At 62.7% G+C, this 25,361-nt stretch carries 30 protein-coding genes and 1 pseudogene; 19 read left to right on the top strand and 12 right to left on the bottom strand.

What is annotated here, in order from left to right:
• Positions 1-28: 28 nt before the first annotated feature.
• Positions 29-1,765 carry a chemotaxis protein gene (locus ACODR6_RS26950; RefSeq protein WP_489025409.1) on the top strand — a complete coding sequence of 579 codons (1,737 nt, stop codon included), beginning with the start codon at positions 29-31 and terminating at the stop codon, positions 1,763-1,765.
• A 10-nt stretch (positions 1,766-1,775) separates the two neighbouring features.
• Here ACODR6_RS26950 and ACODR6_RS26955 read toward each other — a convergent pair whose 3' ends face one another.
• Together ACODR6_RS26955 and ACODR6_RS26960 are read right to left on the bottom strand one after the other, a co-directional pair.
• Positions 1,776-2,855, bottom strand: a complete 1,080-nt coding sequence (locus tag ACODR6_RS26955; protein WP_489025411.1) for a tetratricopeptide repeat protein — start codon at positions 2,853-2,855, stop codon at positions 1,776-1,778.
• A gap of 10 nt (positions 2,856-2,865) precedes the next feature.
• Positions 2,866-3,522: a thiamine phosphate synthase gene (locus tag ACODR6_RS26960; RefSeq protein WP_130282058.1), complete on the bottom strand. Its 657-nt coding sequence runs from the start codon at positions 3,520-3,522 to the stop codon at positions 2,866-2,868.
• A gap of 107 nt (positions 3,523-3,629) precedes the next feature.
• On the opposite strand from ACODR6_RS26960, the gene ACODR6_RS26965 reads away from it, so the two are divergent.
• The gene (locus ACODR6_RS26965) at positions 3,630-4,394 is read left to right on the top strand and encodes a sulfite exporter TauE/SafE family protein (protein WP_112719901.1); all 765 of its coding nucleotides are present in this window, start codon (positions 3,630-3,632) and stop codon (positions 4,392-4,394) included.
• Here the strand turns inward: ACODR6_RS26965 and ACODR6_RS26970 are convergent.
• Positions 4,391-4,783, bottom strand: coding sequence for a GFA family protein (locus ACODR6_RS26970; RefSeq protein ID WP_489025412.1), 393 nt, complete (start codon positions 4,781-4,783; stop codon positions 4,391-4,393). The two genes, ACODR6_RS26965 and ACODR6_RS26970, sit on opposite strands and share 4 nt — an antisense overlap.
• Before the next feature lie 149 nt (positions 4,784-4,932).
• Between ACODR6_RS26970 and ACODR6_RS26975 the strand changes: the two genes are divergently transcribed.
• Entirely contained in the window at positions 4,933-5,193 is a 261-nt protein-coding gene (locus ACODR6_RS26975) for an ArsR/SmtB family transcription factor (protein WP_112719903.1), read from the top strand.
• A 159-nt stretch (positions 5,194-5,352) separates the two neighbouring features.
• On the opposite strand, the gene ACODR6_RS26980 is transcribed toward ACODR6_RS26975, so the two are convergent.
• The gene (locus ACODR6_RS26980; RefSeq protein WP_112719904.1) at positions 5,353-5,526 is read right to left on the bottom strand and encodes a YdcH family protein; all 174 of its coding nucleotides are present in this window, start codon (positions 5,524-5,526) and stop codon (positions 5,353-5,355) included.
• A 228-nt stretch (positions 5,527-5,754) separates the two neighbouring features.
• On the opposite strand from ACODR6_RS26980, the gene ACODR6_RS26985 reads away from it, so the two are divergent.
• The 7 genes from ACODR6_RS26985 to ggt all read left to right on the top strand — a co-directional run bounded on the left by ACODR6_RS26985 (position 5,755) and on the right by ggt (position 11,423).
• On the top strand, positions 5,755-5,958 hold the full coding sequence (locus ACODR6_RS26985; protein WP_130282062.1) for a YdcH family protein: 204 nt from the start codon (positions 5,755-5,757) through the stop codon (positions 5,956-5,958).
• A 19-nt stretch (positions 5,959-5,977) separates the two neighbouring features.
• A complete protein-coding gene (purE, locus tag ACODR6_RS26990) occupies positions 5,978-6,472 on the top strand; it encodes a 5-(carboxyamino)imidazole ribonucleotide mutase (RefSeq protein ID WP_112719906.1) in 495 nt (164 codons plus the stop codon).
• Positions 6,469-7,533, top strand: a complete 1,065-nt coding sequence (locus ACODR6_RS26995) for a 5-(carboxyamino)imidazole ribonucleotide synthase (RefSeq protein ID WP_489025415.1) — start codon at positions 6,469-6,471, stop codon at positions 7,531-7,533. Before purE ends, ACODR6_RS26995 begins: the two co-directional genes overlap by 4 nt.
• Positions 7,534-7,688: 155 nt before the next feature.
• Positions 7,689-7,814 carry a type B 50S ribosomal protein L36 gene (gene ykgO, locus ACODR6_RS27000; RefSeq protein WP_003582204.1) on the top strand — a complete coding sequence of 42 codons (126 nt, stop codon included), beginning with the start codon at positions 7,689-7,691 and terminating at the stop codon, positions 7,812-7,814.
• Positions 7,815-7,925: 111 nt separating this feature from the next.
• On the top strand, positions 7,926-8,540 hold the full coding sequence (locus ACODR6_RS27005; RefSeq protein ID WP_112719908.1) for a tetratricopeptide repeat protein: 615 nt from the start codon (positions 7,926-7,928) through the stop codon (positions 8,538-8,540).
• A gap of 62 nt (positions 8,541-8,602) precedes the next feature.
• On the top strand, positions 8,603-9,616 hold the full coding sequence (locus ACODR6_RS27010; protein ID WP_203428054.1) for an alpha/beta fold hydrolase: 1,014 nt from the start codon (positions 8,603-8,605) through the stop codon (positions 9,614-9,616).
• Between the two features lie 64 nt (positions 9,617-9,680).
• Entirely contained in the window at positions 9,681-11,423 is a 1,743-nt protein-coding gene (gene ggt / locus ACODR6_RS27015; protein ID WP_489025418.1) for a gamma-glutamyltransferase, read from the top strand.
• Here the strand turns inward: ggt and ACODR6_RS27020 are convergent, their stop codons facing one another.
• Positions 11,424-12,131 carry a hypothetical protein gene (locus ACODR6_RS27020; RefSeq protein WP_199629028.1) on the bottom strand — a complete coding sequence of 236 codons (708 nt, stop codon included), beginning with the start codon at positions 12,129-12,131 and terminating at the stop codon, positions 11,424-11,426.
• A gap of 156 nt (positions 12,132-12,287) precedes the next feature.
• Between ACODR6_RS27020 and ACODR6_RS27025 the strand changes: the two genes are divergently transcribed.
• Positions 12,288-13,352 carry a helix-turn-helix domain-containing protein gene (locus tag ACODR6_RS27025; protein ID WP_489025421.1) on the top strand — a complete coding sequence of 355 codons (1,065 nt, stop codon included), beginning with the start codon at positions 12,288-12,290 and terminating at the stop codon, positions 13,350-13,352.
• A gap of 72 nt (positions 13,353-13,424) precedes the next feature.
• Positions 13,425-14,399 (top strand): threonine ammonia-lyase, encoded by a 975-nt coding sequence (locus ACODR6_RS27030; protein ID WP_112719913.1) that lies wholly within the window; start codon positions 13,425-13,427, stop codon positions 14,397-14,399.
• A 1-nt stretch (position 14,400) separates the two neighbouring features.
• Here the strand turns inward: ACODR6_RS27030 and ACODR6_RS27035 are convergent, their stop codons facing one another.
• Positions 14,401-15,195 carry an SDR family NAD(P)-dependent oxidoreductase gene (locus ACODR6_RS27035; RefSeq protein ID WP_489025424.1) on the bottom strand — a complete coding sequence of 265 codons (795 nt, stop codon included), beginning with the start codon at positions 15,193-15,195 and terminating at the stop codon, positions 14,401-14,403.
• A 118-nt stretch (positions 15,196-15,313) separates the two neighbouring features.
• Between ACODR6_RS27035 and ACODR6_RS27040 the strand changes: the two genes are divergently transcribed.
• Entirely contained in the window at positions 15,314-16,258 is a 945-nt protein-coding gene (locus ACODR6_RS27040; protein ID WP_489025426.1) for a GlxA family transcriptional regulator, read from the top strand.
• On the opposite strand, the gene ACODR6_RS27045 is transcribed toward ACODR6_RS27040, so the two are convergent.
• Positions 16,255-17,172, bottom strand: coding sequence for a LysR substrate-binding domain-containing protein (locus ACODR6_RS27045; protein ID WP_489025427.1), 918 nt, complete (start codon positions 17,170-17,172; stop codon positions 16,255-16,257). The two genes, ACODR6_RS27040 and ACODR6_RS27045, sit on opposite strands and share 4 nt — an antisense overlap.
• Before the next feature lie 105 nt (positions 17,173-17,277).
• Between ACODR6_RS27045 and ACODR6_RS27050 the strand changes: the two genes are divergently transcribed.
• The 3 genes from ACODR6_RS27050 to ACODR6_RS27060 are packed head-to-tail and all read left to right on the top strand — an operon-like array spanning position 17,278 to position 18,670.
• The gene (locus tag ACODR6_RS27050; RefSeq protein WP_413710250.1) at positions 17,278-17,697 is read left to right on the top strand and encodes a tautomerase family protein; all 420 of its coding nucleotides are present in this window, start codon (positions 17,278-17,280) and stop codon (positions 17,695-17,697) included.
• The gene (locus tag ACODR6_RS27055) at positions 17,694-18,095 is read left to right on the top strand and encodes a cupin domain-containing protein (RefSeq protein WP_489025429.1); all 402 of its coding nucleotides are present in this window, start codon (positions 17,694-17,696) and stop codon (positions 18,093-18,095) included. Before ACODR6_RS27050 ends, ACODR6_RS27055 begins: the two co-directional genes overlap by 4 nt.
• Entirely contained in the window at positions 18,092-18,670 is a 579-nt protein-coding gene (locus ACODR6_RS27060) for a DUF4865 family protein (protein WP_489025431.1), read from the top strand. The genes ACODR6_RS27055 and ACODR6_RS27060 overlap by 4 nt, the downstream gene beginning before the upstream one ends.
• Here ACODR6_RS27060 and ACODR6_RS27065 read toward each other — a convergent pair.
• The 3 genes from ACODR6_RS27065 to ACODR6_RS27075 all read right to left on the bottom strand — a co-directional run bounded on the left by ACODR6_RS27065 (position 18,649) and on the right by ACODR6_RS27075 (position 21,307).
• Positions 18,649-19,281 (bottom strand): LysE family translocator, encoded by a 633-nt coding sequence (locus ACODR6_RS27065; protein ID WP_489025433.1) that lies wholly within the window; start codon positions 19,279-19,281, stop codon positions 18,649-18,651. The two genes, ACODR6_RS27060 and ACODR6_RS27065, sit on opposite strands and share 22 nt — an antisense overlap.
• 116 nt (positions 19,282-19,397) lie before the next feature.
• A complete protein-coding gene (pyk, locus tag ACODR6_RS27070; protein ID WP_112719920.1) occupies positions 19,398-20,837 on the bottom strand; it encodes a pyruvate kinase in 1,440 nt (479 codons plus the stop codon).
• Entirely contained in the window at positions 20,837-21,307 is a 471-nt protein-coding gene (locus ACODR6_RS27075; protein ID WP_112385515.1) for a DUF1036 domain-containing protein, read from the bottom strand. Before ACODR6_RS27075 ends, pyk begins: the two co-directional genes overlap by 1 nt.
• 219 nt (positions 21,308-21,526) lie before the next feature.
• Between ACODR6_RS27075 and ACODR6_RS27080 the strand changes: the two genes are divergently transcribed.
• The 3 genes from ACODR6_RS27080 (at position 21,527) to ACODR6_RS27090 (ending at position 22,989) form a co-directional block, all read left to right on the top strand.
• Entirely contained in the window at positions 21,527-22,318 is a 792-nt protein-coding gene (locus ACODR6_RS27080; RefSeq protein ID WP_489025467.1) for an N-formylglutamate amidohydrolase, read from the top strand.
• Positions 22,319-22,329: 11 nt separating this feature from the next.
• Complete coding sequence (locus tag ACODR6_RS27085) at positions 22,330-22,635, top strand: DUF1244 domain-containing protein (RefSeq protein WP_489025436.1); 306 nt, start codon at positions 22,330-22,332, stop codon at positions 22,633-22,635.
• Positions 22,636-22,725: 90 nt separating this feature from the next.
• Positions 22,726-22,989: a DUF2312 domain-containing protein gene (locus ACODR6_RS27090; RefSeq protein ID WP_007527482.1), complete on the top strand. Its 264-nt coding sequence runs from the start codon at positions 22,726-22,728 to the stop codon at positions 22,987-22,989.
• Positions 22,990-23,115: 126 nt separating this feature from the next.
• Here the strand turns inward: ACODR6_RS27090 and ACODR6_RS27095 are convergent, their stop codons facing one another.
• Together ACODR6_RS27095 and ACODR6_RS27100 are read right to left on the bottom strand one after the other, a co-directional pair.
• Entirely contained in the window at positions 23,116-24,969 is a 1,854-nt protein-coding gene (locus ACODR6_RS27095; RefSeq protein WP_130282090.1) for a peptidoglycan L,D-endopeptidase MepK, read from the bottom strand.
• 180 nt (positions 24,970-25,149) lie between these two features.
• Positions 25,150-25,359, bottom strand: a pseudogene (locus ACODR6_RS27100) (helix-turn-helix domain-containing protein); the annotation flags it as partial.
• Between the last annotated feature and the right edge of the window lie 2 nt (positions 25,360-25,361).

Below are 25,361 nucleotides of genomic sequence, written 5' to 3' on the forward strand. Positions count from 1 at the left end.
TGCAGAAGTAATAAGTAAAGGGAACAACGTGGCAAACGGGGCAGGATCGGCACAGGCGATAGAGTTGACCACCGGTACGGAGGTCAGTCAGACGCTCGAAACCGCGCGCAGCCAAGTCGAAGAACGCTTCCTGGAAGGCGGCACGGTGCTGCTGTCCGTCATGGACGTTCTCAACCGTTTGCTGAATTCCCTCGATAACATCACCAAGGCTCTCGACAATAATCAGTCGAGCAATGCCGACGCTGATCTGCGCGCCACCGTCGAAAGCCTGACCGCCCTGCCGGTCACCGAACAGGCGCGCCAGACGGCACTTGCGACGCTCGCCGAAACCGGCAGCGGCCTGCACAAGCATATCGCCGAGATGCAGGAGACCATGCGTTATCTCCGCACCTTCGCCGTGACGGTAAAGATCACCGGCGCCGGTCTCCCGGAATTCGCCGGCTTCGCGCAGGAAATTCTTGAGCGCATCTATTCCGGCACCGAGGAAGTCAATCGCTTCGCCGGCCACCTTGATAGCCTGCAAAAGGAAGTAAAGCTGGCGCTGAGCGTCGGCGCCAACCTGTCGAAGAGCTATTCGGAAACCGTGCCCGCCGTTGCCGGCGCGCTGCGCCAGGATGCGCAGAAGATCGCCGAACACCGCCAGAAGCTCGGCGTCATCGCCCGCGAAGTCGGCGCGATAGCCCGCGGCGTCCAGTCCAAGGTCGCCTCCACCCTTTCGGCCCTGCAGATCGGCGACATCACCCGCCAGCGCATCGAGCACGTCCAGAGCACCTTCTCGCTGCTCGACGAATTCCTCGATGGCGATGGCGGGGCACTGAATGCCGACCAGCGCGAGCGGCTGCGCAATGTCATCAATCATTTGACCGCAGCACAGATGGCGGAAATGTCCGCCGATTTCAGCCGCGACTCGCAGAATGTCGTGCAGACAATCAAGAGCTTCGGCCACGACACGCACGAGATCATGAAGCTGCGCGACCAGATGGCTGGCGGCGGCGAAGGCAATTTCATGCGCGCCCTGGAATCCAGCGTTTCGGCCGCCCACGAGATCGTCAAGCAGGTGGATGCCTCCAGCCGTCAGGCCGACCAGGTCAGCCAGTCGACGCTCGGCACCGCGGCCAAGCTTTTGGAAGCGATCGGCAATATCCGCGCCGTCAAGACCGACATCAACTACATGGCACTGAACACCAACCTACGCTGCAGCCGTCTCGGTGAAGAGGGCAAGTCGATCAATGTCGTGACCGCGGAGCTTCGCATCTTCGCAAGCAAGCTCGACGATTCCGCCGATGCGATCGTCAACGGCCTGCCGGCGCTCGAAGCAGCGGCGGGCAACATGGCCCCTGCCGCAGGCGGCAATTCCGGCGGTCTCGCCGAGAGCTTGACGGCAGCCGTCGGCAGCATCCGCTCGGGCGCGGACATGATGGAAGAGGAACTGAAGGTTCTGGCCGAGCACGGCCGTGAGGTCGCCAACAAGATCACCCTGATGATCGGCAAGCTCGATTTCGAACACGATCTCGGTGAAACGCTGGTGCGCTGCGCCACCGTTCTCGAAGACGTCGCCGGAATGGAAATCGCCAATATCGACGACATCGCCGAGTTGATCGCTCCGCTCGACCGCAAGATCTTCAAGCTCTACACGATGGTTCAGGAACGCAACGTCCACCGCGCCATCATTCCGGCCATCGAAGAAGAAGCGGCACCGGCCGCTGCGGCAGCGCCGGCGGCTGCCGGTGACGACGAAGACCTCTTCGCCGACGCGCTGTTCTAGGACTTAACGCCTACGGAAGGCGGCGGAATTTGTTCGCCCGGTCGATGGCCACCTGTTGCTGATCATCCTCGATCCCAAGATAGAAATCTTCGAGCTCGGGATCGGGCAGACCGGCCCGGCGCGACAGCACATACCATTTGGCCGCTTCAATCGGATCAGGCTTGGTGCCAAGCGCGTAGATATAGAGATGCGCGAGCTTGTTCTGTGCCACCACGTTGCCGCGGTTGGCGGCAAGCTGCATCCATTGGAAGCCGTGCACGAAATCGCGCGGACCGTTCTGGCCGTTGACCATCCAGACCGCAAGATCGACCTGCGCGGTATCGAAACCGGCATGGGCCGCACGCGCCATCCAGGGACGTGCAAGACGGCGCTTCTCTTCCGGGAGGCCGGGTAATGTCGAATAGAGTTCGGCGACAGCATATTGGGCATCGGCAATGCCCTGCTCCGCCGATTTTTCGTAATAGGGCAGAGCGAGTTTCAGCCCATCCTCTCCCGGATGGTCGGAAGTGATGATCTGGCCCCAGTTAAACTGCGCGGAAGAATTGCCGGAGTCGGCAGCCTTCTTCATGTATTCGTCGGCCTTGGTCTTGTCGCGCGGCACGACTTCGCCGGCCATCAGCATCAGCGCATATTTGAACATCGCCGCGCCATCGCCGCCTTCGGCTGCCTTGCCGTACCAGAAAGCAGAGCTCTTCGGATCGCGGCGCACACCGAGACCGGCATACTGGATTTCGGCAACCAGCGTCTGTGCGGCGGGATCGCCAAGCTGGGCGCGCGGCAGTGCAAGCTGCATCGCCGTCAGATAATAGCCGCGCTGATAGGCGCCATAGGCCTCGTCGACCGGCCCCTTGTAGTCCTTCTCCGGCGGCAGGTCGGGAAGTTTCGCGCCCATGCGATCGAGAACGCCGAGACCAGTCGAGGGCTGCACACCTTCCGGCGGACGGCCCTTCTTCAGCGGTTCGGCATCGCCGCCAACCGGCCGTGTCACCACATTGTCGATCGTCTGGGCCATCGCCGCATAGGGAATGGACGCGGAAAACGCGGCAGCGGCGAGAATCAGACGGCGAATGTGGACAGCGCGGATCGGCATAAGCGCGACTTCAATCCTCAAACCGTGGCGCTTTTTCGTCAAGAAGTGCGTTGACCTGCGCAACGATCGCCGGCGCCTGCGCCGGATCGGCGAAAACGGCAAGCCGCAACGCCACGAACTCGGCGCCGGATTCGGCAACCACGAGCGCCGAAGCAGGATCGGTTCCGCCCATCACCATGCAGGGAATTTCAATCATCGACGCCCACCATTCGCCGAGCGCGACGTTCTTCGGATGCGCTTCCGGCTTGATGTCGCCGTCGAGCTTGCCGAAGAAGATGTAGTCGGGACGTTCCTCGCCGATCTCCAGCGCATTGTGGCGATCGGTGGCATTGCCACCGCCGACGATCAGCTTGTCGGCATATTTGTCGATCGCTTCGGCGATCTCGGCAGCCGGGCCGGTCAGATGCAGGCCATCGGCCTTCGCGCGGCCGACGATGCGGCTGTCGCCGGCGATCAGGGCAGCCGCGCCCGCTTCCTGGATGATCGGCACCAGCTTTTCGGCGTGCTTCTGGAAAACGCCGTCGTCGAGGCCGTATTGCGGCACGATCACCGAGGCGACATCTCCGCCTTTCAGCGCATCGCCAACAATCTTCGCCCTCTCGTCGGCGTCTGCAATGTCAGGCGCGATCAGGACCAGGCGGCAGCGGTTTTCTGGTTCGGTGCTCATGAAGTCTTTCCATTTTCTGCCGATTCCGCCAGCAGGCGGTAAATCCGCACTCGTTTTGTGTGAGTAATTCCGATAGACGAGGCTGGCAAGGGGAGGACTTGAAAAGCATGCTGCCGGAACTGTCATTCTTTTATGCGGCAGTGCCCGCCGTGCTGCTCGTTGGCCTCGCGAAAGGCGGCATGGGAGATGCCCTTTCGCTGATCGGCGTTCCCTTCCTCGCCCTCGTCGTCTCGCCGGTCGAAGCGGCCGCCATCCTGTTGCCGATCCTCGTTTTCATGGACATCATCTCGCTGATCATCTGGCGCCAGCATGGCGACTGGACGACGTTGAAGATCATGCTTCCCGGCGCTCTCTTCGGCATCGCGCTCGGCTGGGCGACATCCGCACTCATTCCCGGCAATGCGCTGCGCATCGTCATCGGCACGGTTACCGTGCTCTTTTGCCTCCGCTACTTCTGGAACAATTTCGGCCCCGGCGCCGGAAAAGTCGTGCCGCCGCGCGGCCAGCGCCCGATCCTTGCGAGCGCCTGGGGGACGCTGTCGGGATATGGCAGCTTCGTCGCCCATGCCGGCGGCGCACCGTTCCAGATCTATGCCCTGCCGCTGAAGCTGCCGCCGCGCGAATTCACCGGCACCAGCGTCCGTTTCTTCGCCATCCTCAATGCCGTGAAGCTGATCCCCTATTTCGCGCTCGGGCAGCTCGACACCAAGAACCTCGTCACCTCGATGACCCTGCTGCCCTTCGCGCCGCTGGCGACGATCGCCGGCGCCTGGTGCGTGCGCCGCATGAAGCCGGAGATTTTCTATCCGTTCATGTATGCCATGGCGATGATTGCCGCGTTCCTCATCATGCGAGAAGGTCTCGGTTTCTAGTCTTCCGATCGACCGGCATTGTCGCGGTCGCGTTCATAGCTCCGGGCCCAGGGGAACGCCGGCAGCCACGCCTCGCGGCGGATGGTCCAGAGCTCGTAGGTCGGCTTGAACTGATTGGGTTCGTCGAGCGAACCAAGGTTCAGCTCGATCTCATCGCCGCTGCGGCCAAAGACCGGAGACCCGCAGCGCGGGCAGAAGAAGCGGCCGGCATAGCTCCCCGTCTCGCCTTGGACCTCGACTGCGTCTTCAGGATAGATCGCCGAAGCATGAAACAAGGCGCCGTGATGCTTGCGGCAATCGAGACAATGGCAAATGCCGACGCGGTAGGGCGCTCCCGTCGCGGCAAAACGGACATTGCCGCAGAGGCAGCCACCGGTGAAGCGGTCCATCCTGCATCTCCTCGTCATCCAAGAGAGCTGACGGTTTACAACGAAGCCCGCCTTTACAGCAAATCCGGGCGCTCAGCGGCAGACAATCGAGCTTGGGTGCACCGCACAATTTCCTTGCCGGAAAGCGGTCTTTGACGTAGCGTTTCGGCATGTCGAACATCGACCCCTTCGCCGCGATATCAGATCCGAACCGGCGGTTCCTGCTGGAACAGCTGAGGCGCGCGCCGAAGACGGTCAACGAACTCGCCGAAACCCTTCCGATCAGCCGCCCGGCTGTCTCGCAGCACCTGAAGGCGCTTCTGGATTCGAACCTCGTCTCCGTTACCTCCGAGGGCACGCGGCGGATCTACGCGGTCAACAACCGCGGCTTCGACAGGCTCAATCTGTGGCTGGACCAGTTCTGGGCGTAAAGCACCCGCTACAAATGAAAATGCGCCAGTCCAACTCCGCACTGAATGGACTGACGCACGATTTTGTAAAGCCACCGGGCCCTTGCTAAACCTATTTAAAGTTTGGATTTTTGTCCTTCAAGACTGCAAGTGATCGACCGGTGATCTCGAGTTATTCCATTAGTGAACGGAAGATTTCAGACGTTGGATTTCGTCCTTGATACGCAGCTTTCTGCGCTTGCACTCTGCAATGTCTGCATCGCGCTTAGAGGGAGATGTCATCAGCGCGTGCAGCTCCTCCTCAAGAGCTCCATGCTTCTTCTCAAGTGACTCAAGATGAGCTTGAACAGTCATTTGACCCTTCCTTCCTCTTGCCTTCCCCAGCCATCCATCGCTGGAGTTCTAGGCGTCAACCTTTCGACTGTGACATATTTTTGAAGGCTTGTCGAAGGCGAAAACGTGGTGCCTAGATGGCAAATTCATGATCAACACTAACTTCCCGTTACCGCTATTTGGTGATAGGAGCTTGCGGAAATCATCGGCAGAACGGACAAGGTCCAAGGACGGTAATGGGGAATGCAAATGGCCGATCAGGAACAGGCGGAAATCAGGCTCATCGCAGCTCGGCTGCGGCAGGAGCACGAGGATTATGACGCCGCGATCAACGCCATGATTGCAACCGGCTGCGATGCTCTGCGCGTTCAGCGCATGAAGAAGAAGAAGCTTGTGATCAAGGACAAGCTGACGAAGATCGAGGATCAGATTATCCCGGATATCATCGCCTGAAGGGGACGTGCCGTTGACGATGACAGACAGACCACCCGTTGCCATCATCATGGGCAGCCAATCCGACTGGGAAACCATGAAGAACGCCGCCGACACGCTCGAGGCGCTCGAAATTCCCTACGAGGCGCGCATCATCTCTGCGCACCGCACGCCGGATCGGATGGTCAACTTCGCCAAGAACGCGCGTGACGAAGGCTTCAAGGTGATCATCGCCGGCGCCGGTGGCGCAGCCCACCTTCCGGGCATGACGGCCGCCTTCACGCCGCTCCCGGTCTTCGGCGTTCCGGTTCAGTCGAAAACCATGTCCGGCCAGGACAGCCTTCTCTCGATCGTGCAGATGCCGGGCGGCATTCCCGTCGGCACTCTGGCGATTGGCAAGGCAGGCGCCATCAATGCGGCGCTGCTCGCCGCCGCGGTTCTCGCCCTTTCCGATGAAGATATCGCCGACAGGCTCGACGAATGGCGCGAACGCCAGAGCGGCGCGATCGCCGAATACCCGATGGACGACAGATGACTGCAAAGACGATCGGCATCATTGGCGGCGGCCAGCTCGGCCGCATGCTTGCCATGGCCGCAGCCCGGCTGAATTTCCGCACGATCATCCTGGAGCCGCAGGCCGATTCTCCGGCCGCCCAGGTGTCCAACCGCCAGATCACCGCGGCTTATGACGACCCGGCAGCGCTTGCCGAGCTCGCCAGGCTCTGCGACGTCGTCACCTACGAATTCGAGAACGTGCCCGTTGCCGCCGCCGCAACGCTCGCCGCAAGCGTGCCGGTCTATCCGCCGCCGAAGGCACTGGAAGCCGCGCAGGACCGTCTGGTCGAAAAGCGCTTCATCAATGACTGCGGCATCCCGACCGCGAAATTCCATGCCGTCGACAGCCAGGAAGACCTGGAAGCCGCGCTCAAGGATTTCGGTGGGCAGGGCGTGCTCAAGACCCGCCGCCTCGGCTACGACGGCAAGGGGCAGAAAGTATTCCGCTCGCCGGCCGATAGCGCCGAGGGCGCCTATGCCGCGCTCGGCAGCGTGCCGCTGATTCTCGAAAGCTTCGTCGCCTTCGAGCGTGAGGTCTCGATCATTGCCGCCCGCTCGACCGACGGCACCGTCGTTGCCTTCGATCCGGCCGAGAATGTCCACAGGAATGGTATCCTCCATACCTCGACGATTCCGGCATCGATTTCGGACGCCACCGCCGAGGCCGCCCGCGAGGCTGCCGGGAAAATTCTCTCCTCGCTCGGCTATGTCGGCGTCATCGGCATCGAGTTCTTCGTGCTCGCCGACGGCGGCCTGGTTGCCAACGAGATGGCGCCGCGCGTCCACAATTCCGGCCATTGGACGGAGGCCGCCTGCGTGGTTTCCCACTTCGAGCAGCACATTCGCGCTGTCGGCGGCCTGCCGCTCGGCGATGCCGGGCGCCATTCGGACTGCGTGATGCAGAACCTGATCGGCGACGACATCCTGACCGTTCCGGACTGGCTGAAGCGCAAGGATGCCCTTGTCCATCTCTATGGCAAGACCGAGTCCCGGCCAGGCCGCAAGATGGGCCACGTGACGGTGCTGACGGCGAAAACCTAGGATTTTGCCGGATAAAAGGCCTTCATGTGGTTGACACAGGAATGCCATCGGGTTATCTGCCTGCCCAACCTAAAGGCGCGCCACGAGCGCGCTTTTGAATGTTTAAAGATACGGGCGAATGTGAAATTCCCCCACAGAGATCGCGGATCAGAAAAATGAAGATCAAGAATTCGCTCAAGTCGCTCAAGGCTCGTCACCGTGACAACCGTCTGGTTCGCCGCAAGGGCCGCATCTACATCATCAACAAGCTGAACCCGCGCTACAAGGCTCGTCAGGGCTGATCTAGCGTTCCGGAGCATCTGGGCGGCATTCGTGCCGCTGCCATGCTTTCCGGTGGGTCGCTGCGGTGATCACGTCAAATTTTCTTTGATCTTGTGCGTTGGCGGGCTACATTGTCCGCCATGCGCTTTTTTGCTTTGCTCTCCGCGGCCCTGCCGCTGACCCTTGGTCTCCTCGCTCCAATCGCTCCTGCCGCCGCTGCGGAAAAGGACGTTATTGTCGAGCAGCCGGATGCCAATGCCTCCCCCAAACAACGGCTCGACAATCTCTATGCGCAGCTGAAGCGCGAGCGTGATCCCGAGAAGGCGAACGGCATCGCCCAGGAGATCCGCATGGAATGGAACGATTCCGGTAGCGCCACCGTCAATCTCCTGATGCAATGGGCCGACAAGGCGATCGAGGACAAGCGCAGCGCCGCCGCCCTCGATTTCCTCGATGAGGCGATCGCGCTGAAGCCGACCTATGCCGAGAGCTGGAATCGCCGCGCCACTTTGAACTACGCTTCCGGCAATTATCGCAAGTCGATGTCCGATATCGAGCATGTGCTCGAACTCGACCCCCGCCATTTCGGCGCGCTGTCGGGCATGGCCGCGATTCTCAACGACACCGGCAACGACCAGCTGACGCTGAAGGCCTGGGAACGCTTCCTCGACGTCTTCCCCGCCAACCGCACGGCGCAGGAGCAGGTGAACACCCTTTCGGAAAAACTCGCCGGCAGCCGGACCTGATCTTGACGGCGGCGCGCCGCACCCAATCTTAGGGATAAGTGATACACCTTCCCGGTCCGACCATGCTTGCCGAAGTTTCCGCCCTCCTCGCCCCCATTGCCGCCGCGATCGGTTACAGTTCCTACAAGGCTCGCCAGTTCGAACGCGCCTATCCTAACGTCGGTGAACTCATCGATGTCGGCGGCTATCGCCTGAACTCGCTGCATCTCCCGCGCCCGGAGACTGCCGATCTGCCGCCCGTCGTCTTTATTCACGGCGCCAGCGGCAATCTGCTCGACCAGACCGGCGCCTTCCTGCGTCCGCTGCAGGGCCGCGCCGAAATGCTCTTCGTCGACCGGCCGGGCCACGGCTATTCCGAACGCGGCGGACCTGAAAACGCCATCCCTTCCGGCCAGGCCGCTGCGATCGCCCTACTGATGGAAAAGCGCGGGATCGAGAAAGCGATCATCGTCGGCCATTCCTTCGGCGGCGCCATTGCCGCCGCCTTCGGCGTCCATCATCCGGAAAAGACGGCGGGCCTGTTGTTTCTGGCGCCTGCGACGCATCCATGGCCCGGCGGTATCGACTGGTATTATCACGTCGCGACGGCACCCGTTCTCGGCTGGCTGTTCAATCATGCCCTCGTCGTGCCGATGGGTCTGCGGCGTCTCGAACAGGGCACGCTGAACGTCTTCCGCCCGAACCTCAGGCCATCGGACTATATCGCCAGCACCGGCCCGTCCCTCGTGCTGCGCCCCGATACCTTCTACAACAACGCCGCCGACTTCACGCGTCTCCACGCCTATCTTGAGGCGGAATCGCACCGCTACCCCGAGATTGCCGCGCCGACGGTGATCATAACAGGAGACAGCGACGATATCGTCTGGGAGCATCTTCATTCGCAGGGTCTTGCCCGCGATATCGCCGGCTCCGAGCTGGTGAAGATCCGCGGCGTCGGCCACAAGCCGGATTATCTCGCGACCGATGTAGCGATCGCCGCGCTCGAAAAGATCGCCGGTCTTCCGCGCGATCTGCAGGCCGCCGCACGCGTAGCGGAAGCGCGCCTTGCCGGAGAGATAGCGGCAGTTGCCGCCTGAAGCCTTGCACCGGCGAAAAGCCGAACCATATCCACTCGATAATTTATCTTTTGGAGGGGATCTCATGGACCGGCTTCAGGCCCGAACCATTTCGCTTTTCACCGCTTTCGCCTTCTTTCTCAGCCCGCTTTCCACCAGTTTCGCCGCCTCGCCCGCGCCCGTCGAAGGGCAGCATGGCATGGTGGTGACCGCCCAGCATCTGGCGACCGATGTCGGGGTCGAGGTTTTGAAGAATGGCGGCAATGCCGTCGATGCCGCAGTCGCCGTCGGCTATGCGCTCGCCGTCGTCTATCCGACCGCCGGCAATATCGGCGGCGGCGGCTTCATGACCATCCGCATGAAGGACGGCAAGACCACCTTCCTCGATTTCCGCGAGCGCGCGCCGCTTGCCGCGACGAAGACCATGTATCTCGACGCCAAGGGCGATATCGTGCCGCGGGCCAGCCTGGACGGCTATCTCGCCGTCGGTGTCCCCGGCTCCGTCATGGGCTTCGAAACCGCCCGCGAGAAATACGGCACCAAGTCGCGCGCCGATCTTCTCGCGCCTGCCATCGCCTTCGCCAAGGACGGCTTCACCTTCGAGCAGGGCGATGCTGCGATCCTCGCCGACAGCGCCAAGCGCCTCGCCAAGGACGAGGCCGCAGCCAAGATTTTCCTGAAGGACGGCAAGCCGCTGACCGCCGGTGAAAAGCTTGTTCAGCCGGAGCTCGGTACCGTACTCCAGGCAATCTCCGAGAAGGGCCCCGACGCCTTCTACAAGGGCGCGCCGGCCGAGGCGATCGTCAAGGCCAGCCAGTCGAAGGGCGGCATCCTCGCCAAGGAGGATTTCGAGCAATACTCCGTCCGCGAGCTGAAGCCGATCGAATGCAATTACCGCGGCTATGACATCGTCTCCTCGCCCCCGCCCTCATCCGGCGGCGTCATCATCTGCGAGATTCTCAATGTCCTCGAAGGCTACCCGCTCTCCTATCTCGGCTACGGCTCGGCCGAAACGGTGCATGCGATGGTGGAAGCCATGCGCTACGCCTATGTCGACCGCAACGCCGCGCTCGGCGACCCCGACTTTGTCGACAACCCGGTGAGCAAGCTGCTCGACAAGGGCTATGCCACCGAGATTCGTGAAAAGATCGATCCCTACAAGGCCGGCAAGTCGGCCGACCTAAAGCCGCTCGGCGGCAAGGAAAGCACCGAGACGACGCATTATTCGATCATCGACGACGAGGGCAATGCGGTCGCCGTCACCTATACGCTGAACGGCTCCTTCGGCGCCGGCGTCGTCGCTCCCGGCACCGGCATCCTGCTCAATAACGAGATGGACGATTTCACCTCGAAACCCGGCGTGCCGAACCTCTATGGCCTCGTGCAGGGCGAGGCGAACGCCATCGCGCCGAAGAAGACGCCGCTCTCCTCGATGAGCCCGACGATCATCTCCAAGGACGGCAAGCCCTTCATGGTGATCGGCAGCCCCGGCGGCTCGCGCATCATCACCATCACGCTGGAAGCGATCCTCAACGTCATCGATTTCGGCATGGATATCAGCCAGGCCGTCAACGCGCCGCGCATTCATCATCAATGGCAGCCGGACAAGGTCTTCCTCGAGCCCTACGCGCTTTCGCCCGACACGGAAAAGACGCTCGCTGCCATGGGCTACACATTCGACGGCGGCAATGACGCGCCGGTCTGGGGCCAGGCAGCCGGCATCCTCGTCGGCGGCAAGAGCCTTGCCCATATCGAAAAGGGCGGCGGTGCACGCTATTACGGCGCCATGGATAGCCGCGCCGTCGAAGGTGCTGCCAAGGGTTACTGATCAGCGGATCCGGGCGCGGACATAGTCGCCCCGGATCGTCACCTGCGGCTTGGCACCCGGCACGCTCGGCTTCTCGGCATCGACAAGCGATGCCTTGGCCGTAACCGTGTAATCGACCGGCACGTCCGCACCGAACCCAAGCGTGGCATCGAGCGAGGTCGCCTCGATGCCGATCTTTTCGTCCCTGGCAATGGACGCATAGGTGAGGTTCGCCCGCACAGCAGTGCCGGAAATATCGACCTCCGACGCGTGACCGTCGAGGGTGATATCGGCAGCATTGCCCGATGTGCGAAAGCTCGAGAAATTGCCGTCGAGCCGCGCCATGAAGGCATGCTGGTCGATCTTAACGGAAGCCCCCGCCGGGACATTGGCGGAAACATCAGGCGCGCAATCGCCGATATCGCTCCAGGCCGAAACCGCGACATCGATCGTCATCGACGTCCCGTCGATCTGCACCCGGCTCTCATCCTTGCAGGCATTGAAGAACCAGTTCGAATACCAGGAAGAGAACCAGCCGATGCGCCGCCCCGTCGTCACGGCCTCATAGGGCCTTCCGGCATCCGTGGTGATCCGGATCGAGCTGGAATCGCCACGGATGACGATCGAGCGAATCGCGGTGATATCGAATGTCTCGCCCGGCGTGATCGAGCCGCCGAAGGCCGACAGCAGGGTCATGAAGAAAAGCGGTATGGAAAGGATGAGGCTCATCGGTTTGCTCCTTGAGTAAGGCCGGCAGATCCGGCGAGACCAAGGTGCAATTCCTGCAGTTTTCTGGAGACCTGGATCGTGTTTCGGGTCGCCCGCAATTGCGATCGAGGCCATTCTCGTGCTCATATCCTCAAGGCAATCATCCGGACGCCGACCATGATTTTCGTGCCGCTACCCTTCGTCGTCGCACTGCTGCTGCTCATCCTGCTCGTCAGGATGCTGCGGACGGAGGAATGGAATGCGCCCGGCCGCCGGCTGTTTCTGGCGCTGATCGCCGCCTATGCCCTGCAATCCGTCCTCATCGGCTTTCGCTGGGGCTATGACACGCTCGCCATCATGCCGTTTCAGGCAGTGCTGGCGGCACTCGTCGCACCGCTCTCTTTCGCCAGCTTCGCCGACCTGACACTGGAGACGCCGCGTCCGCTGAAGCGCCAATGGCCGCATCTCCTGCCGGCGATCGGCGTGGCGCTCGCCTTCGCCTTCTGGCGCGATATCGTCGGTCTGAGCCTGATCCTGATCTTTCTCGGCTACGGCCTCAGCCTGCTCTGGATCTCCCGCAGCGGCGCGGACGGCCTCGTCGCCTCGCGGCTCGATGGCGCCTTCCTTTCCCATCGCTCCCTTATGGTAACGGCCGTCGCCCTGATCGCCTCTGCGCTCAGCGACGTCTTCATCAGCCTGGATTTCGACAATACCGGCGGCGCCCATGCCGGGCAGATCGTGGCGCTCGGCAATGTCATCGTGCTGCTGATCCTTGGCAGTGCGGCGGCCGCTGCCGGAACAAGCCAGCCGGAGCAACCGGCAACCGAAGCCGCGCCACCCCCGCCCAGCCTGCCGACCGAGGAGGATGGCGCCGTTGCCGCCCATCTCGACAGCCTGATGGAGACCAGGCAGATTTACCGCGATCCCGAACTCAATCTGAGCCGCATCGCCCGCAAGCTCGGCCTGCCCGCCCGCAGCGTCTCGACGGCGGTCAACCGCATCCACGGCATGAGCGTCTCGCAATATGTCAACGAGTTCCGCATCCGCTTCGCCTGCGATCAGCTCGTCCGCACCGAGCTGCCGGTCACCAGCGTCATGTTCGAGGCGGGCTTCATCAGCAAGTCTAACTTCAATCGCGAATTCCTGCGGGTAACAGGCGCGAGCCCAACCGAATACCGGCGGCGCGAGCAGGCCGGAACGGCGGCCAGCCCAAGCCGCGCCCCGGCATTCGTGTCACCGTGACAAAAACCGCCGTTCACAACGGCTTTGTCACATTCTATTCATGGCGCAGCACACCAGCCGAAAGAACATCCCATGGCATCCATTGAAATGATCGTTGCCGCCCGTGCCCGCCTGCGCGGGCATGCCAGGCGCACGCCGCTGCTCTCCTCGCCGTTCCTCGATGAAATGGCCGGGCGGCGGGTCTTCGTGAAGGCCGAATGTCTGCAGCATACCGGTTCCTTCAAGTTCCGCGGCGGCTGGTCGGCGGTATCGGGGCTGGAGCCTGATGTCCGCAAGCGCGGTGTCATCGCCTTCTCGTCGGGCAACCATGCCCAGGGCGTGGCGCTGGCCGCCAAGCTGCACGGCGTCCCCTCGGTCATCATCATGCCCTCGGACGCGCCGAAGCTGAAGATCGACAACACCCGCGCCTTCGGCGCCGAAGTGGTGCTCTACGACCGCGCCAAGGAAGACCGTGACGCGATTGGCGACCGCCTCTCCGCCGAGCGCGGCCTGACGCTGGTCAAACCCTTCGACGAACCGCTCGTCATCGCCGGACAGGGCACGACAGGACTGGAGATCGCCGAGCAGGCGGAAGAGGAAGGCGTCAAGACGGCCGAAGTGTTGATCCCCTGCGGTGGCGGCGGCCTCAGCTCCGGCGTCGCTCTGGCGCTCGAAGCGAGCGCGCCGTCCTTCACGGTCCGCACCTGCGAGCCGGAAAAATTCGACGACTTCGCCCGCTCGCTGGCCGCAGGCGAGATCAGGCGCAACGCCTCGATGACCGGCTCGATTTGCGATGCGATCATTACGCCCGAACCGGGCAAGATTACCTTCCCGATCCTGAAGCGCCTCGCCGGCGCCGGCATCGTCGTCACCGATGAAGAGGCACTCCGCGCCATGGCGCTCGCCTTCAAGCGGCTGAAGATCATTGTCGAGCCGGGGGGCGCAGTGGCGCTTGCCGCGGCTTTGTTCCACGGCAAGGCATTGGAGAGCGACACCGTCATCGCCATCACCTCGGGCGGCAATGTCGATACCGATGTCTTCGCAACGGCGCTGGAGCGCTTCGGCTAAATCAGACGCCGTAGCGCGCCGCAGGCACGGAGCGCGAGAGGTGCGGCATCAAAGCCTGCCGCGCATCTTCATGGGCCTGCAACAGCGCTGCGTCTTCGAGCGCGGGGATGGTCGCGAACTCGCCCTGGTCGAAGCCCTTGAGCGAGGCATCGACCATCGCTTCGGCGGACATGACGATTTCGCCCGGCAGATGCTCGACCGGCATCCCGGCAATGCCCCAGAATTCCGTCGCGGTGGCGCCCGGCAGAACGGCCTGAACGCGGATATTCTTGTCCGTCAGCTCATGCTTCAGCGACTGGCTGAAGGCCAGCACGAAGGCTTTCGTGCCACCATAAACGCCGTTGAGGATCTCCGGCGCGATTGCCACGATCGAGGCGATATTGATGATCGCGCCGCCGCCGCGGGCAACGAAGCCCGGCACTGCGGCATAGGTCAACCGCATCAGCGCGGTGACGTTCAGGTCGATCATCTGCTGCATCTTGTCGACATCTGCCGAAAGCAGCGGCGCCGTGCCGCCGACACCGGCATTGTTGACCAAGAGCGTGATGTTGCGGTCGCCCTTCAGCACAGCTTCCACCTTGGCAAGATCAGCCTGCGCGCCGAGATCGGCAACGACAGTCTCGACCTTGCGGCCGGTCTCGCCGCTGATGCGGCTCGCGAGCGCCGAGAGGCGTTCGCCATTGCGCGCCACCAGAATGAGATCGTAGCCGCGCTTGGCAAGCCTGTCGGCATAGATCGCGCCGATGCCTGATGACGCACCGGTGACGAGCGCGATGCCCTTGTTCAAATCGCTCATGGTCTTTCTCCTTCAATTGCTTTGGCGAATGCCATCGCTTGAGGGATGTTTTACGAGGGATTGCCGATGTCCTGAATGTCATATAAACCACCTTTTAGGACAAACGGAGTTTTCGGCCATGCAGCGCATCGGCTTTCTTGTCTATCCCGGCTTCCAGATCATGAGCCTCGCCGCCGTCTCGGCTTTCGAGTTCGCCAATATCCAGCTTGGCGAGCAGGCCTACGAGATCCGCTATGTCTCGGAAACCGGCGGCCCGGTGCCAAGCTCGCTCAGCATGATCATCCACACCGAAGCCTTCAGTGATCCCGCCTTCGATACGCTGATCGTTTCCGGTGCGCCCGATATCCGCCTGCCTACGGCGGGAGAGGCCGCGTTCATTCGTGAGGCGGCAGATGCCTCGCGGCGGCTCGCTTCGATCTGCACCGCCGCCTTTCTGCTGGCCGATGCCGGTGTCCTCGACGGCCGCAGGGTCACCACCCACTGGCATCTCGCCCGCGAGCTGAAATCCCGCTATCCCGCCATCAAGCTCGATGAGGACCGCATCTTCATCGTCGATGGCTCGATCTGGACTTCGGCCGGCATGACTGCCGGTCTGGATCTGGCTTTGGCGATGGTCGAGAACGATCATGGCGCCGACGTCGCCCGCGCCATCGCCCGCAAGCTGGTCGTCTACCACCGCCGCGCCGGTGGCCAGTCGCAATTCTCGACGCTGTTGGATCTCGAGCCGAAATCGGACCGCATCCAGAAGGCGCTCACCTATGCCAGAAGCAATCTGACGAGCGCGCTCTCCGTCGAGGAGCTGGCCGACGCCGCGCATCTGAGCCCGCGCCAGTTCAGCCGCACTTTCCGCTCCGAAACCGGCCAGTCCCCGGCAAAGGCCGTGGAGAACCTGCGGTTGGAAGCGGCGCGGCTGATGATGGAACAGGGCCGCCACCCGATCGATGTCGTGGCGCGCGAAACCGGCTTTGCCGACCGCGAGCGGATGCGCCGCGCCTTCCTGCGCGCCTTCGGCCAGCCGCCGGCCGTCATCCGCCGCAACGCCCAAAGCGAACTGGTGGCCTAGGCCCGCATCAGCATCGGTTGCGGCGAAAGACCGGCAAGCGCTTCCTGTGCTGCCTGCAGCACGATCGATGACAGCCGCGCGGTTGCCGCATCCGGATCCGCCTCGGCGCGATGCAGCATCAGGCCGAGCGACGGCAGAGCGGGCAAACCGGCAGCTTCAGGCGAAACCGGCTTCACCTTGGCAGGAAGACCGAGCGGCGTGCGGATGGTGATACCGAGCCCCGCCGCCGTCGCGGCCCAGAGGCCACCGAGGCTGGGGCTGACAAAGGAGAGCCTCCAGGGAATGTTGGCCCGGTCGAGCGCATCGATCGCCGCGGTCCTGAGCAGGCAGGGCGCTTCGAGCGAAGCCAGCGGCAGCGGCTCGCCGCTTTCGACCGTCCAGCCCTGCGGCCCCGAAGCCGGTCCGACCCACAGCATCGGCACCTCGCCCACCATCTCGCAATGCGCCGTCGCATTGCCGTTGCTCCAGGCAAGCGCCAGATCGAGCTTGCCGGTCGTCACCCGCTCGATCAGTTCGGCATTGCGCACCACGCGCGCCTCGATCCGGACTTTCGGATGTGCCCTGGCAAAACGGCCGAGCACCTCCGGCAAGACGGTCTCGCCGAAATCCTCCTGCAGCCCGAGCCGCACCCAGCCTTCGAGCTCGACGCTCTGGATCGCCGCCACCGCCTCATCGTTGAGCTCCAGAAGCCGCCGGGAATAGGCAAGCATCGTCTCCCCGGCATCGGTCAGCGCCAGCCCGCGGCCGGACTTGCGGAAGATCGGCGTTCCCGCCTGCTCCTCCAGCTTCTTCAGTTGTGCGCTGACGGCCGATGTCGAGCGGCCGAGACGCTCGGACGCCTTGGCGAAATTGCCGAGCTCCATGCCGGCCACGAAGGTGCGGAGAACATCCAGATCGAAATTTGTCTTGCGCATCATCAATCCCAATTTTCAGGATCATACGTTCGATATATTCTGATTTTATGGATTAATCTGCCGTGCGATGGTCCTCCTGTCAAGATTTCAAACAAGGAGGCTCCCATGCCCTTCGTTCGCATTTCTCTCCTCAAAGGCAAGTCGCCGGAATATCTGCGCGCCCTCTCCGATGGCATCCACCGCGCCCTCGTCGAGGCCTTCGACGTGCCCCCGGCCGATCGGTTCCATGAGATACAGCAGCATGAACCCGGCGAGCTGATCTTCGACCGCAACTATCTGGCCGGACCCCGCTCCGACGATTTCGTCCTGTTTGCCATCCGCGCGGGACGCCCCCGCAGCACGGAGACGCGCAAAGCCTTCTTCAAGCGCGCCGCCGAACTGCTGGGCGAGGCGCCGGGCCTGCGCAAGGAAGACATCATGATCACCATCGTCAGCTCGCAGCCCGACGAATGGTCCTTCGGCGACGGCGTGGCACAGATGGCCGACGACAACTGGCGTGCCCGCGCCATGGGCGAGCCGTCATGAGCGGCAATCCCACGGCCATGACGATCCGCCGTCCGGGAGGCGCCGTGCGCTCCCCCGATGGCATCGCATCCGCGCCCTTCTGGGTGGAGGCGCTGCTGGATGGCAGTTCCGCCGGAGAGAATGCGGCAATGCGCGCCACGCTCGATCCCGGCACGATCACCAACTGGCACACCCATCCCCGCGGACAGCTGCTCTATGCCCTCTCGGGCATAGGACGGGCGCAGCGCGACGGCGGCCCGGTCGAGGAAATCAGGCCCGGCGACGCCGTGTGGTTTGCGGCTGGCGAAAAGCACTGGCATGGCGCGGCCGAGGATGCGCCCTTCAGCTATGTCAGCATCCAGGCAACCGATGGGGAGCGCTTCGTCGACTGGCTGGAACCCGTGGAGATATCGTCATGATCGCCATGCAATACAGCTTCACCCTGCCCGCCGATTACGACATGGGCATCATCGACCGCCGCATGCGCGAGCGCGGCCCGGGCACGGACGGCTTTCCGCATCTCGCTTTCAAGGCCTATCTCAGCGCCCGCAAAGGCGAATTCGGCGGCCAGGAAAACCTCTACGCCCCTTTCTACCTCTGGGACCAGCCGGAGGGCGCGAGCAACTTCATCACCGGCCCGGGCTTCCAGACGCTGACGCAATCTTTCGGCCGGCCAAGCATCGACCAGTGGATGGTCTGGCACGCCGAGACAGCCGCCGATCTCGGCAACGCCAAGTTCGCGACCGCCGAGCGTCTCCCAATCGAGCCGCACGCCGATCTCGCGGCTCTGCGCGCGGAAGAAGCGGAACGGGCAAGGCAGACAGGACGCAAACGCGATGCGCTGGCCTCGATCTCCGGCTTCGAAGCCAGATCGTGGTCGCTCGTCCGCTTCATGCTCTACGCGGATATGCCGCTGATATCAGGCGACGGCCAGATCTACCGCGTCGGGCACATGTCGCTGCCAGCCGCCTCTCAGGCCGTTGCCCGGCGGTAAAACGCGAGCGACCCCGCAAGAGCCAGGAGCGCGCCCCCGCAGGCGCGCTCAAGCCATATGGCACCGCTCGTCTTGAGAAAGCGCGCCGCTTGCGAACCGAACACCGCGTAGCCGAACATGATGACGAAATCGAGCGCGGAGAAGACGAGCGCAAGCAACAGGTACTGTGATGCCTGTGGCGATGTGGGATCGATAAACTGCGGCAGAAAGGCGGAAAAGAACAGGTAGCCCTTCGGATTGGTAACAGCCACCATGAAGCTCTTCAGCCCGATAGCAATCGCTGACCGGGATCCGCCGCCCTGCTCCGCGAGCGCGACATCGAGAGATCCCTTCGATCGCAGCAGCATGATGCCGAGAAAGGCGAGATAGGCCGCGCCGCAATATTTCAGCACGGAGAACCAGAATTCCGACGCGGCAAGCAAAGCACCGAGACCAACGGCAACCGCGCCGATCAAGACGAAATCCGAAAACACGGCGCCCAGCATGCCGGGAATGGCTCGCCTGACGCCGTAGCGCGAGCCATTGTTGAGCGCCAGCAGGACCGTCGGCCCAGGTGTCGCGATCCCAACGAAAGAAACTGCGGCAAAGGCGAGAATTGTAACGGCGTCCATATCCACCTCCCGGATTTTTCAGGAGGCTCGCATGTCGCCATCGTCCGTTCAAGATTACGGCAAAAGAAAAACCCGCCGGTTTCCCGGCGGGCTATCGAGACCAAGCCTCGAAGTTGTCAGATGCCGCTGCGGCCGTCGGAGCCGATATAGGCGATGCGGATCATGTTGGTGGCACCAGGCGTGCCGAGCGGAACGCCGGCCGAGATGATGATGCGGTCGCCCGGCTTGCCGAAGCCTTCGTCGGCGACGATGCGGCAGGCACGGTTGACCATGTCGTCGAGGTCGGTCGCGTCATGGGTGACGACGCAGTGCAGGCCCCAGACGATCGCCAGACGGCGGGCGGTCTTGATGATCGGCGACAGCGCCAGGATCGGAACCTGCGGGCGTTCGCGCGAGGCGCGCAGGCCGGTCGTGCCCGACGAGGTATAACAGACGATGGCCGAGAGCTTCAGCGTTTCGGCAATCTGGCGGGCTGCGAGCGAGATCGCGTCGGCACCGGTTGCCTCAGGCTGGGCGCGCTGGGCGTAGATGATGCCCGGATAGTGCGGCTCGCGCTCGATGGCGCTGGCGATCGACGCCATGGTCGCGACTGCCTCGACCGGATAGTCACCGGAAGCGGATTCGGCCGACAGCATGACGGCATCCGCACCTTCGAACACGGCGGTCGCCACGTCGGAGACTTCGGCGCGGGTCGGCACCGGAGCGGTGATCATCGATTCCAGCATCTGCGTGGCGACGACGACGGGCTTGCCCGAACGGCGGCAGGCGCGGATCAGCTGCTTCTGGATACCGGGAACGGCTTCGAGCGGCATTTCGACGCCGAGGTCGCCACGGGCAACCATCAGCGCGTCCGAAAGCTCGATGATCTCTTCGATACGCTCGATTGCCTGCGGCTTTTCGATCTTCGACATGATGCCGACGCGGCCCTTGGCGATCTTGCGCACTTCGGCGAGATCTTCCGGGCGCTGCACGAAGGAAAGCGCGACCCAGTCGACATCGTCGGTCGCCAGCACAGCGTCGAGGTCGACGCGGTCCTTGTCCGTCAGAACGCCGACGGTCAGCAGCGTATCGGGAAGGCTGACGCCCTTGCGGTCGGAAATCTTGGTGCCGGAAATGACGGTGGTGACGATGCTCTTGCCGTCGCACTTCTCAGCGCGCAGCGCGAGCTTGCCGTCGTCGATCAGCAGGCGATGGCCCGGCTGTACCGATTCCAGGATTTCCGGATGCGGCAGGAAGACGCGGGTGGCGTCGCCGGGGGCTTCGTTGTTGTCGAGCGTGAAGGTCTGGCCGGGTTTCAGGTCGACCTTGGTATCGGCGAATTTGCCGACGCGAAGCTTCGGGCCCTGCAGGTCGGCGAGGATACCGATCGGGCGGCCGGAGCGCGCTTCGACGGAGCGGATACGCTGAACCAGGGTGCGCATCAAGTCATGGCTCGCATGACTCATGTTGATGCGGAAAACGTCGGCACCGGCCTGGTGCAGCTTCTCGATCATCGCTTCTTCGCTGGAGGCGGGGCCGAGCGTTGCGAGGATTTTTACTTTGCGGTTACGCTTCATCAATTCGGGCTTTCTTGCGTTCCGGGCGTATCGGAAAGTTGGACCATCCAGCTGCCCTGGCGGCCCGTATCATATTCCTTGAACCCCATCTTCTGATAGCCACGGGCATAGCAGTCATTGACGCCCGTGATCTTGAACTCGTTTTCCGCTACGCACATCTGCACATCGCCCGTCCAACGGCCTCCCCGGGCGGCATCTTCTGCGTAGAGGTAATAGTATCGCGACTGCAGCTCTCCTTCGATCAGCGTCGCGCAGGTCGTTGCCGGGACCTGCCACCAGCCTTCGGTAATCCAGCCATCCTTGGCACGATAGCCGATGGCGACCCCGACCAGATTTTGCGTGCCATTGCAGACGCGGAAGTCCGCGCGGGCCGCGTTTGCGGCGAAGAATGGCATCATGGCTGCGAATGCGAACAATGCGAGGCGGGCAAGCGGCCCGGACCGGGTGAGGAAACTTGGTGCGGCTTGCATCAACACGGCTTCCGATTTGCTCCCACGGTTATTCGTTTTCCCGTGCCTTCTTGCGCCGCCATCCGGCGAATGTCAACGCGATGCTAATCGATTATATTCCTTTCATAACCTGCTTGTGACCATCGCGTTGCCGCAGACGCGCGATGATCCGGCTTGAACCTCCGGCACGTGCATGCGATCAGTGACCCCTCGCCCGAAATGACGAATGGCCATTCGCTGATGGAAGACTTCCAACCCTTCGAAATCCTACCCGGCAAACATGACAGCGGCATGGTGATCCTCGGCGATCACGCCATGAACCGGCTACCCGAAAGCTACGGAAAGCTCGGCCTGCCGGAGACCGCCTTCGCCCGCCACATCGCCTACGACATCGGCATCGAGGGCCTGGTGCGCAGCCTGTCGGCAAGGCTCGGTGTACCCGCCGTTCTCGGCGGCTTCTCCCGCCTGCTGATCGACCCGAACCGCGGCGAAGACGACCCGACGCTGATCATGAAAATCTCCGACGGCGCGATCATTCCCGGCAATCACCCGATCTCCAAGGCCGAATGGCAGGGCCGCATCGAGCGCTTCCATCGCCCCTATCACGATGCCGTAGCGATGGAGATCGCCAAGGTGGCCAGCGCCACCGGCAAGGCGCCGCTGGTCCTCTCGCTGCATTCCTATACGCCCGCGTGGAAGGGCGTTCCCCGTCCCTGGCACGCCGCCGTGCTCTGGGATAGCGATCACCGCGCCGTCGGCCCGCTGCTTGACATGCTGCGCCGCGATCCCGATCTGATAGTCGGCGACAACGAGCCCTATGACGGCGCGCTCAAGGGCGATACCATGTACCAGCACTGCATGGTGACGGGCATCCCGCACGCGCTCCTCGAGGTCCGCCAGGATCTGATCGGCGACGAGGCCGGGATTGCCGAATGGGCCGAACGGCTGGCGCCGGTCTTTGCGGCGATGAATGCCGATCCGGCGCTGCACGAATACAAGGTGCACCCCTCGCGCACCGGCCCCTACGCATGAAGGAAGAGACGATGACGGAACTGACGAAGGAACAGCAGACCGAATTCGAGGCAGCCGCCTTCCGCCGGCTGGCCGCCCATCTGCGTGAGCGCACCGACGTCCAGAACATCGATCTCATGAACCTCGCCGGCTTCTGCCGCAACTGTCTGTCGAACTGGTATCGCGAGGCGGCCGAGGAAAACGGTGTGCCTGTGACCAAGGACCAGTCCCGCGAGATCGTCTATGGCATGCCCTATGACGAGTGGAAGAACCTCCACCAGAACGAGGCATCGGAAGCACAGAAGACGGCTTTTGCTGAAAACAATCCCCACAAATAACGTCATCGCCGCCGAAGGGACTTGACCGCGGCGCCGCTTCACGGCAGTCACTGCCCACGAATTCCAATCCGAAAAATCAGGAGAACACGGATGTCTGATGCTCATGGCGTCGCCCGCGATCAGCTTCGCGCTTTTGTCGAGCGTATCGAACGCCTGGAAGAAGAAAAGAAGACCATTGCCGACGACATCAAGGATGTCTACGGCGAAGCCAAGGGCATGGGCTTCGATACCAAGATCCTCAAGAAGGTCGTCGCTCTGCGCAAGAAGGACGAGCAGGAACGCATGGAAGAAGATGCGATCCTCGACACCTACCTGCACGCGCTCGGCATGATCGAGGCTCCGCCGGAAGGCTGATCCCAGATATTCGCTTCGAAAGCCGCCAGGCCCCGCGCCTCGGCGGCCTTTTTATTGCCGTGACGAACCCCAAACAAAAAAGCCGCCGGATCGCCCCAGCGGCTTCTTCAATGAATTTGAAACCGGTCAGTTCGTGTTGAACTTCTTCACTTCCATGAAGTTGACGGCGGTACCGCTGAAGCGGCCGGGATCGATCGAAGCGGTCTTGACGTTGAAGCCTTCGGCATAGACGGCCGTCGGCTGGGCGCGGAGCGTCTGGCTGACGAAGCGCGGCGCCTTGACCGGCTTGGTGACCATTTCCATGCGGGAGTTCGTCAGCGCCCACTGCGAGATCATCTTCTGCGTCAGCTTCGGCTCGGTGCGGATCGAAGCGCGGCCAGCATCGGCGGCAGCGGCAACGGCCTTGGTCGGACGGCCGCCCTTGGAAGGCGCGACCGGTGCGACATCATCGCTGGCGCGCTGCTGCGGCATGTCGAAGCTGTCACCGAAGCTTGCGGTCTTGGCGGGCGCCAGAGCAGCGAGCTGGACGGGAGCCTTCTCAGCGGGCTTGGCCGAACCCGGCATCGCAGCGCTGATAGCCTGCTCGACGGTCGACGGCGCGAGAGCCGCGACCTGCTGGTTGGCTGCAGCGCCATCCTTGGCGAGCTGCTGGGCAACGGCAGGCGAAAGCTGCTGCGCCTCGGCCTCGTCGCCCGCAGCATCCGGATCAGCGTCGGCAGCAGCGGCAAGCAGGTTCTCTGCAGCCACCGGACGATCGACCGGAGTGGGGACAGCCATCGACGGATCGATAGACGCAACTTCCGCATCACCCGGCTCGCGGCGCTGGCCAAGCAGCTCCGGAACAGGGACGCGGTAGGTGCTGAGATCGGCAAACTGCTGCGGCTGGTCTTCCTGCGCCGTTGCGGCGGCAAGCGCCTGCTGAGCAGCATTGCCGGAATTGGCAGGCAGCATCGCATTGGCAACTTCGCCACCGCCGAGCTGACCGGCAAAGGCCGGACGAACCTGCGGAACCGGCGCGTTGACCGCAGCCACCTGAACGTCTTCCGGCGCGGCAGGCTCAGCCGCGGCAGCCGGAGCTTCCGGCTTCGTCGGCGTTGCCTTGGCAACTGCGACCGGTGCAGAATCGTCCGAGCTATCCTCTTCCTCATCAGCACCACCGCCGAACAGCGCCGCAAACAGCGTCTTCGGCTTCTTGGACGAGGCAAGGTTATCGCCGCCAACGGCAGCAACGAGCGTGTCGGAATTGACGCGGCGCTTGTAGTCGGCGAGTGCCTGCTGGTAGCCCGGAAGCGGCGTGCCGTCAGCCGGGATATGCAGGGTGTTGCCGTTCGGGAAAAGCCGGACCAGCTCGTCGCGGCTCATGCGCGGCCAGGCGCGAACGCCGCCGACATCCATGTGCACGAAGGGCGAACCCGATTTCGGATAGAAACCGACGCCGCCGACCTGCATCTTCATGCCGATGGCGCGCAGCGTTGCGAGCTTCACATCGGGAATGAAGAAGTCCATCGCCTTGCCGAGCATGTGCTGGCTCTTTTCGGCGACGCCCGAATTGCGCGAACGCGCCTTCAGCATGGCGTTGGTGCCGGGCGAACGGAAACCGCAGACGACGTTGATGTAATCCTTCGAGCCGCTCTGGCGGTAGACTTCCCAGATCAGGTCGAACAGATGCGGGTCCATCTTCGTCGGCTGGTTCTTGCGCCAGTCGCGAAGGAATCGGTTCAGCTGCTCAAGACCCTTCGGATCGAACTTGCCGTTGCGTTTGTAAGTGATGACTGCCTTTTCACCCGTATGAATGAAATAGAGCTTCAGGCTGCGGGTTTCCCCCGCCGCCTCGGACGGCGTGCCGACGAATACCGGTGAGGACACCGCGAGCGCGAGAAGGGCGGCCATCGCCGTCCTAACCGCCTTTCCGCTAACGTTGGCGCAACGTGCACGCCAGCTCAAGCGCGAAGGCTTGGTATGCTCATTCAAATCCGGCAAACTCAATCCCCGTCAGACTGCCCTAATAGTCCGGTTGTCCCAATGACTGTCAAATGCGGTGACACGATGGCAAAAATGCCACACACGATCAACCTTTTCTTTACATAGTCAACGATCGACTAACAAGTGGTTTATAAACAGTAACCGGACATGCTTGCGGGAATGCTAACGCGGCAGCTGCTATGCCGCGTCTTTCTGGGGATTATCGGGGTCGATGCCGTAATCTTTCAGCTTCCTGTACAAAGTTGATCGTCCGATGCCGAGTTTCCTCGCAACTTGACTCATCTGGCCCCGATAGAATTTAAGGGCGAATCGGATCAACTCCTCTTCAACATCCGCAAGTTTACGCACTTCGCCCGCCGGGTTGACGCTGGCGATGGCGTTATCGGCCG

Source organism: Rhizobium sp. FG96, assembly GCF_057808655.1.

Coding starts and splice junctions, on each gene's coding strand:
- ACODR6_RS26955 (WP_489025411.1), bottom strand. CDS start 2,855: ATGCCGATCCGCGCTGTCCACATTCGCCGTCTGATTCTCGCCGCTGCC.
- ACODR6_RS26960 (WP_130282058.1), bottom strand. CDS start 3,522: ATGAGCACCGAACCAGAAAACCGCTGCCGCCTGGTCCTGATCGCGCCT.
- ACODR6_RS26965 (WP_112719901.1), top strand. CDS start 3,630: ATGCTGCCGGAACTGTCATTCTTTTATGCGGCAGTGCCCGCCGTGCTG.
- ACODR6_RS26970 (WP_489025412.1), bottom strand. CDS start 4,783: ATGGACCGCTTCACCGGTGGCTGCCTCTGCGGCAATGTCCGTTTTGCC.
- ACODR6_RS26975 (WP_112719903.1), top strand. CDS start 4,933: ATGTCGAACATCGACCCCTTCGCCGCGATATCAGATCCGAACCGGCGG.
- ACODR6_RS26980 (WP_112719904.1), bottom strand. CDS start 5,526: ATGACTGTTCAAGCTCATCTTGAGTCACTTGAGAAGAAGCATGGAGCT.
- ACODR6_RS26985 (WP_130282062.1), top strand. CDS start 5,755: ATGGCCGATCAGGAACAGGCGGAAATCAGGCTCATCGCAGCTCGGCTG.
- purE (WP_112719906.1), top strand. CDS start 5,978: ATGACAGACAGACCACCCGTTGCCATCATCATGGGCAGCCAATCCGAC.
- ACODR6_RS26995 (WP_489025415.1), top strand. CDS start 6,469: ATGACTGCAAAGACGATCGGCATCATTGGCGGCGGCCAGCTCGGCCGC.
- ykgO (WP_003582204.1), top strand. CDS start 7,689: ATGAAGATCAAGAATTCGCTCAAGTCGCTCAAGGCTCGTCACCGTGAC.
- ACODR6_RS27010 (WP_203428054.1), top strand. CDS start 8,603: ATGCTTGCCGAAGTTTCCGCCCTCCTCGCCCCCATTGCCGCCGCGATC.
- ggt (WP_489025418.1), top strand. CDS start 9,681: ATGGACCGGCTTCAGGCCCGAACCATTTCGCTTTTCACCGCTTTCGCC.
- ACODR6_RS27020 (WP_199629028.1), bottom strand. CDS start 12,131: ATGAGCCTCATCCTTTCCATACCGCTTTTCTTCATGACCCTGCTGTCG.
- ACODR6_RS27025 (WP_489025421.1), top strand. CDS start 12,288: ATGATTTTCGTGCCGCTACCCTTCGTCGTCGCACTGCTGCTGCTCATC.
- ACODR6_RS27030 (WP_112719913.1), top strand. CDS start 13,425: ATGGCATCCATTGAAATGATCGTTGCCGCCCGTGCCCGCCTGCGCGGG.
- ACODR6_RS27035 (WP_489025424.1), bottom strand. CDS start 15,195: ATGAGCGATTTGAACAAGGGCATCGCGCTCGTCACCGGTGCGTCATCA.
- ACODR6_RS27040 (WP_489025426.1), top strand. CDS start 15,314: ATGCAGCGCATCGGCTTTCTTGTCTATCCCGGCTTCCAGATCATGAGC.
- ACODR6_RS27045 (WP_489025427.1), bottom strand. CDS start 17,172: ATGCGCAAGACAAATTTCGATCTGGATGTTCTCCGCACCTTCGTGGCC.
- ACODR6_RS27050 (WP_413710250.1), top strand. CDS start 17,278: ATGCCCTTCGTTCGCATTTCTCTCCTCAAAGGCAAGTCGCCGGAATAT.
- ACODR6_RS27055 (WP_489025429.1), top strand. CDS start 17,694: ATGAGCGGCAATCCCACGGCCATGACGATCCGCCGTCCGGGAGGCGCC.
- ACODR6_RS27060 (WP_489025431.1), top strand. CDS start 18,092: ATGATCGCCATGCAATACAGCTTCACCCTGCCCGCCGATTACGACATG.
- ACODR6_RS27065 (WP_489025433.1), bottom strand. CDS start 19,281: ATGGACGCCGTTACAATTCTCGCCTTTGCCGCAGTTTCTTTCGTTGGG.
- pyk (WP_112719920.1), bottom strand. CDS start 20,837: ATGAAGCGTAACCGCAAAGTAAAAATCCTCGCAACGCTCGGCCCCGCC.
- ACODR6_RS27075 (WP_112385515.1), bottom strand. CDS start 21,307: ATGCAAGCCGCACCAAGTTTCCTCACCCGGTCCGGGCCGCTTGCCCGC.
- ACODR6_RS27080 (WP_489025467.1), top strand. CDS start 21,527: ATGGAAGACTTCCAACCCTTCGAAATCCTACCCGGCAAACATGACAGC.
- ACODR6_RS27085 (WP_489025436.1), top strand. CDS start 22,330: ATGACGGAACTGACGAAGGAACAGCAGACCGAATTCGAGGCAGCCGCC.
- ACODR6_RS27090 (WP_007527482.1), top strand. CDS start 22,726: ATGTCTGATGCTCATGGCGTCGCCCGCGATCAGCTTCGCGCTTTTGTC.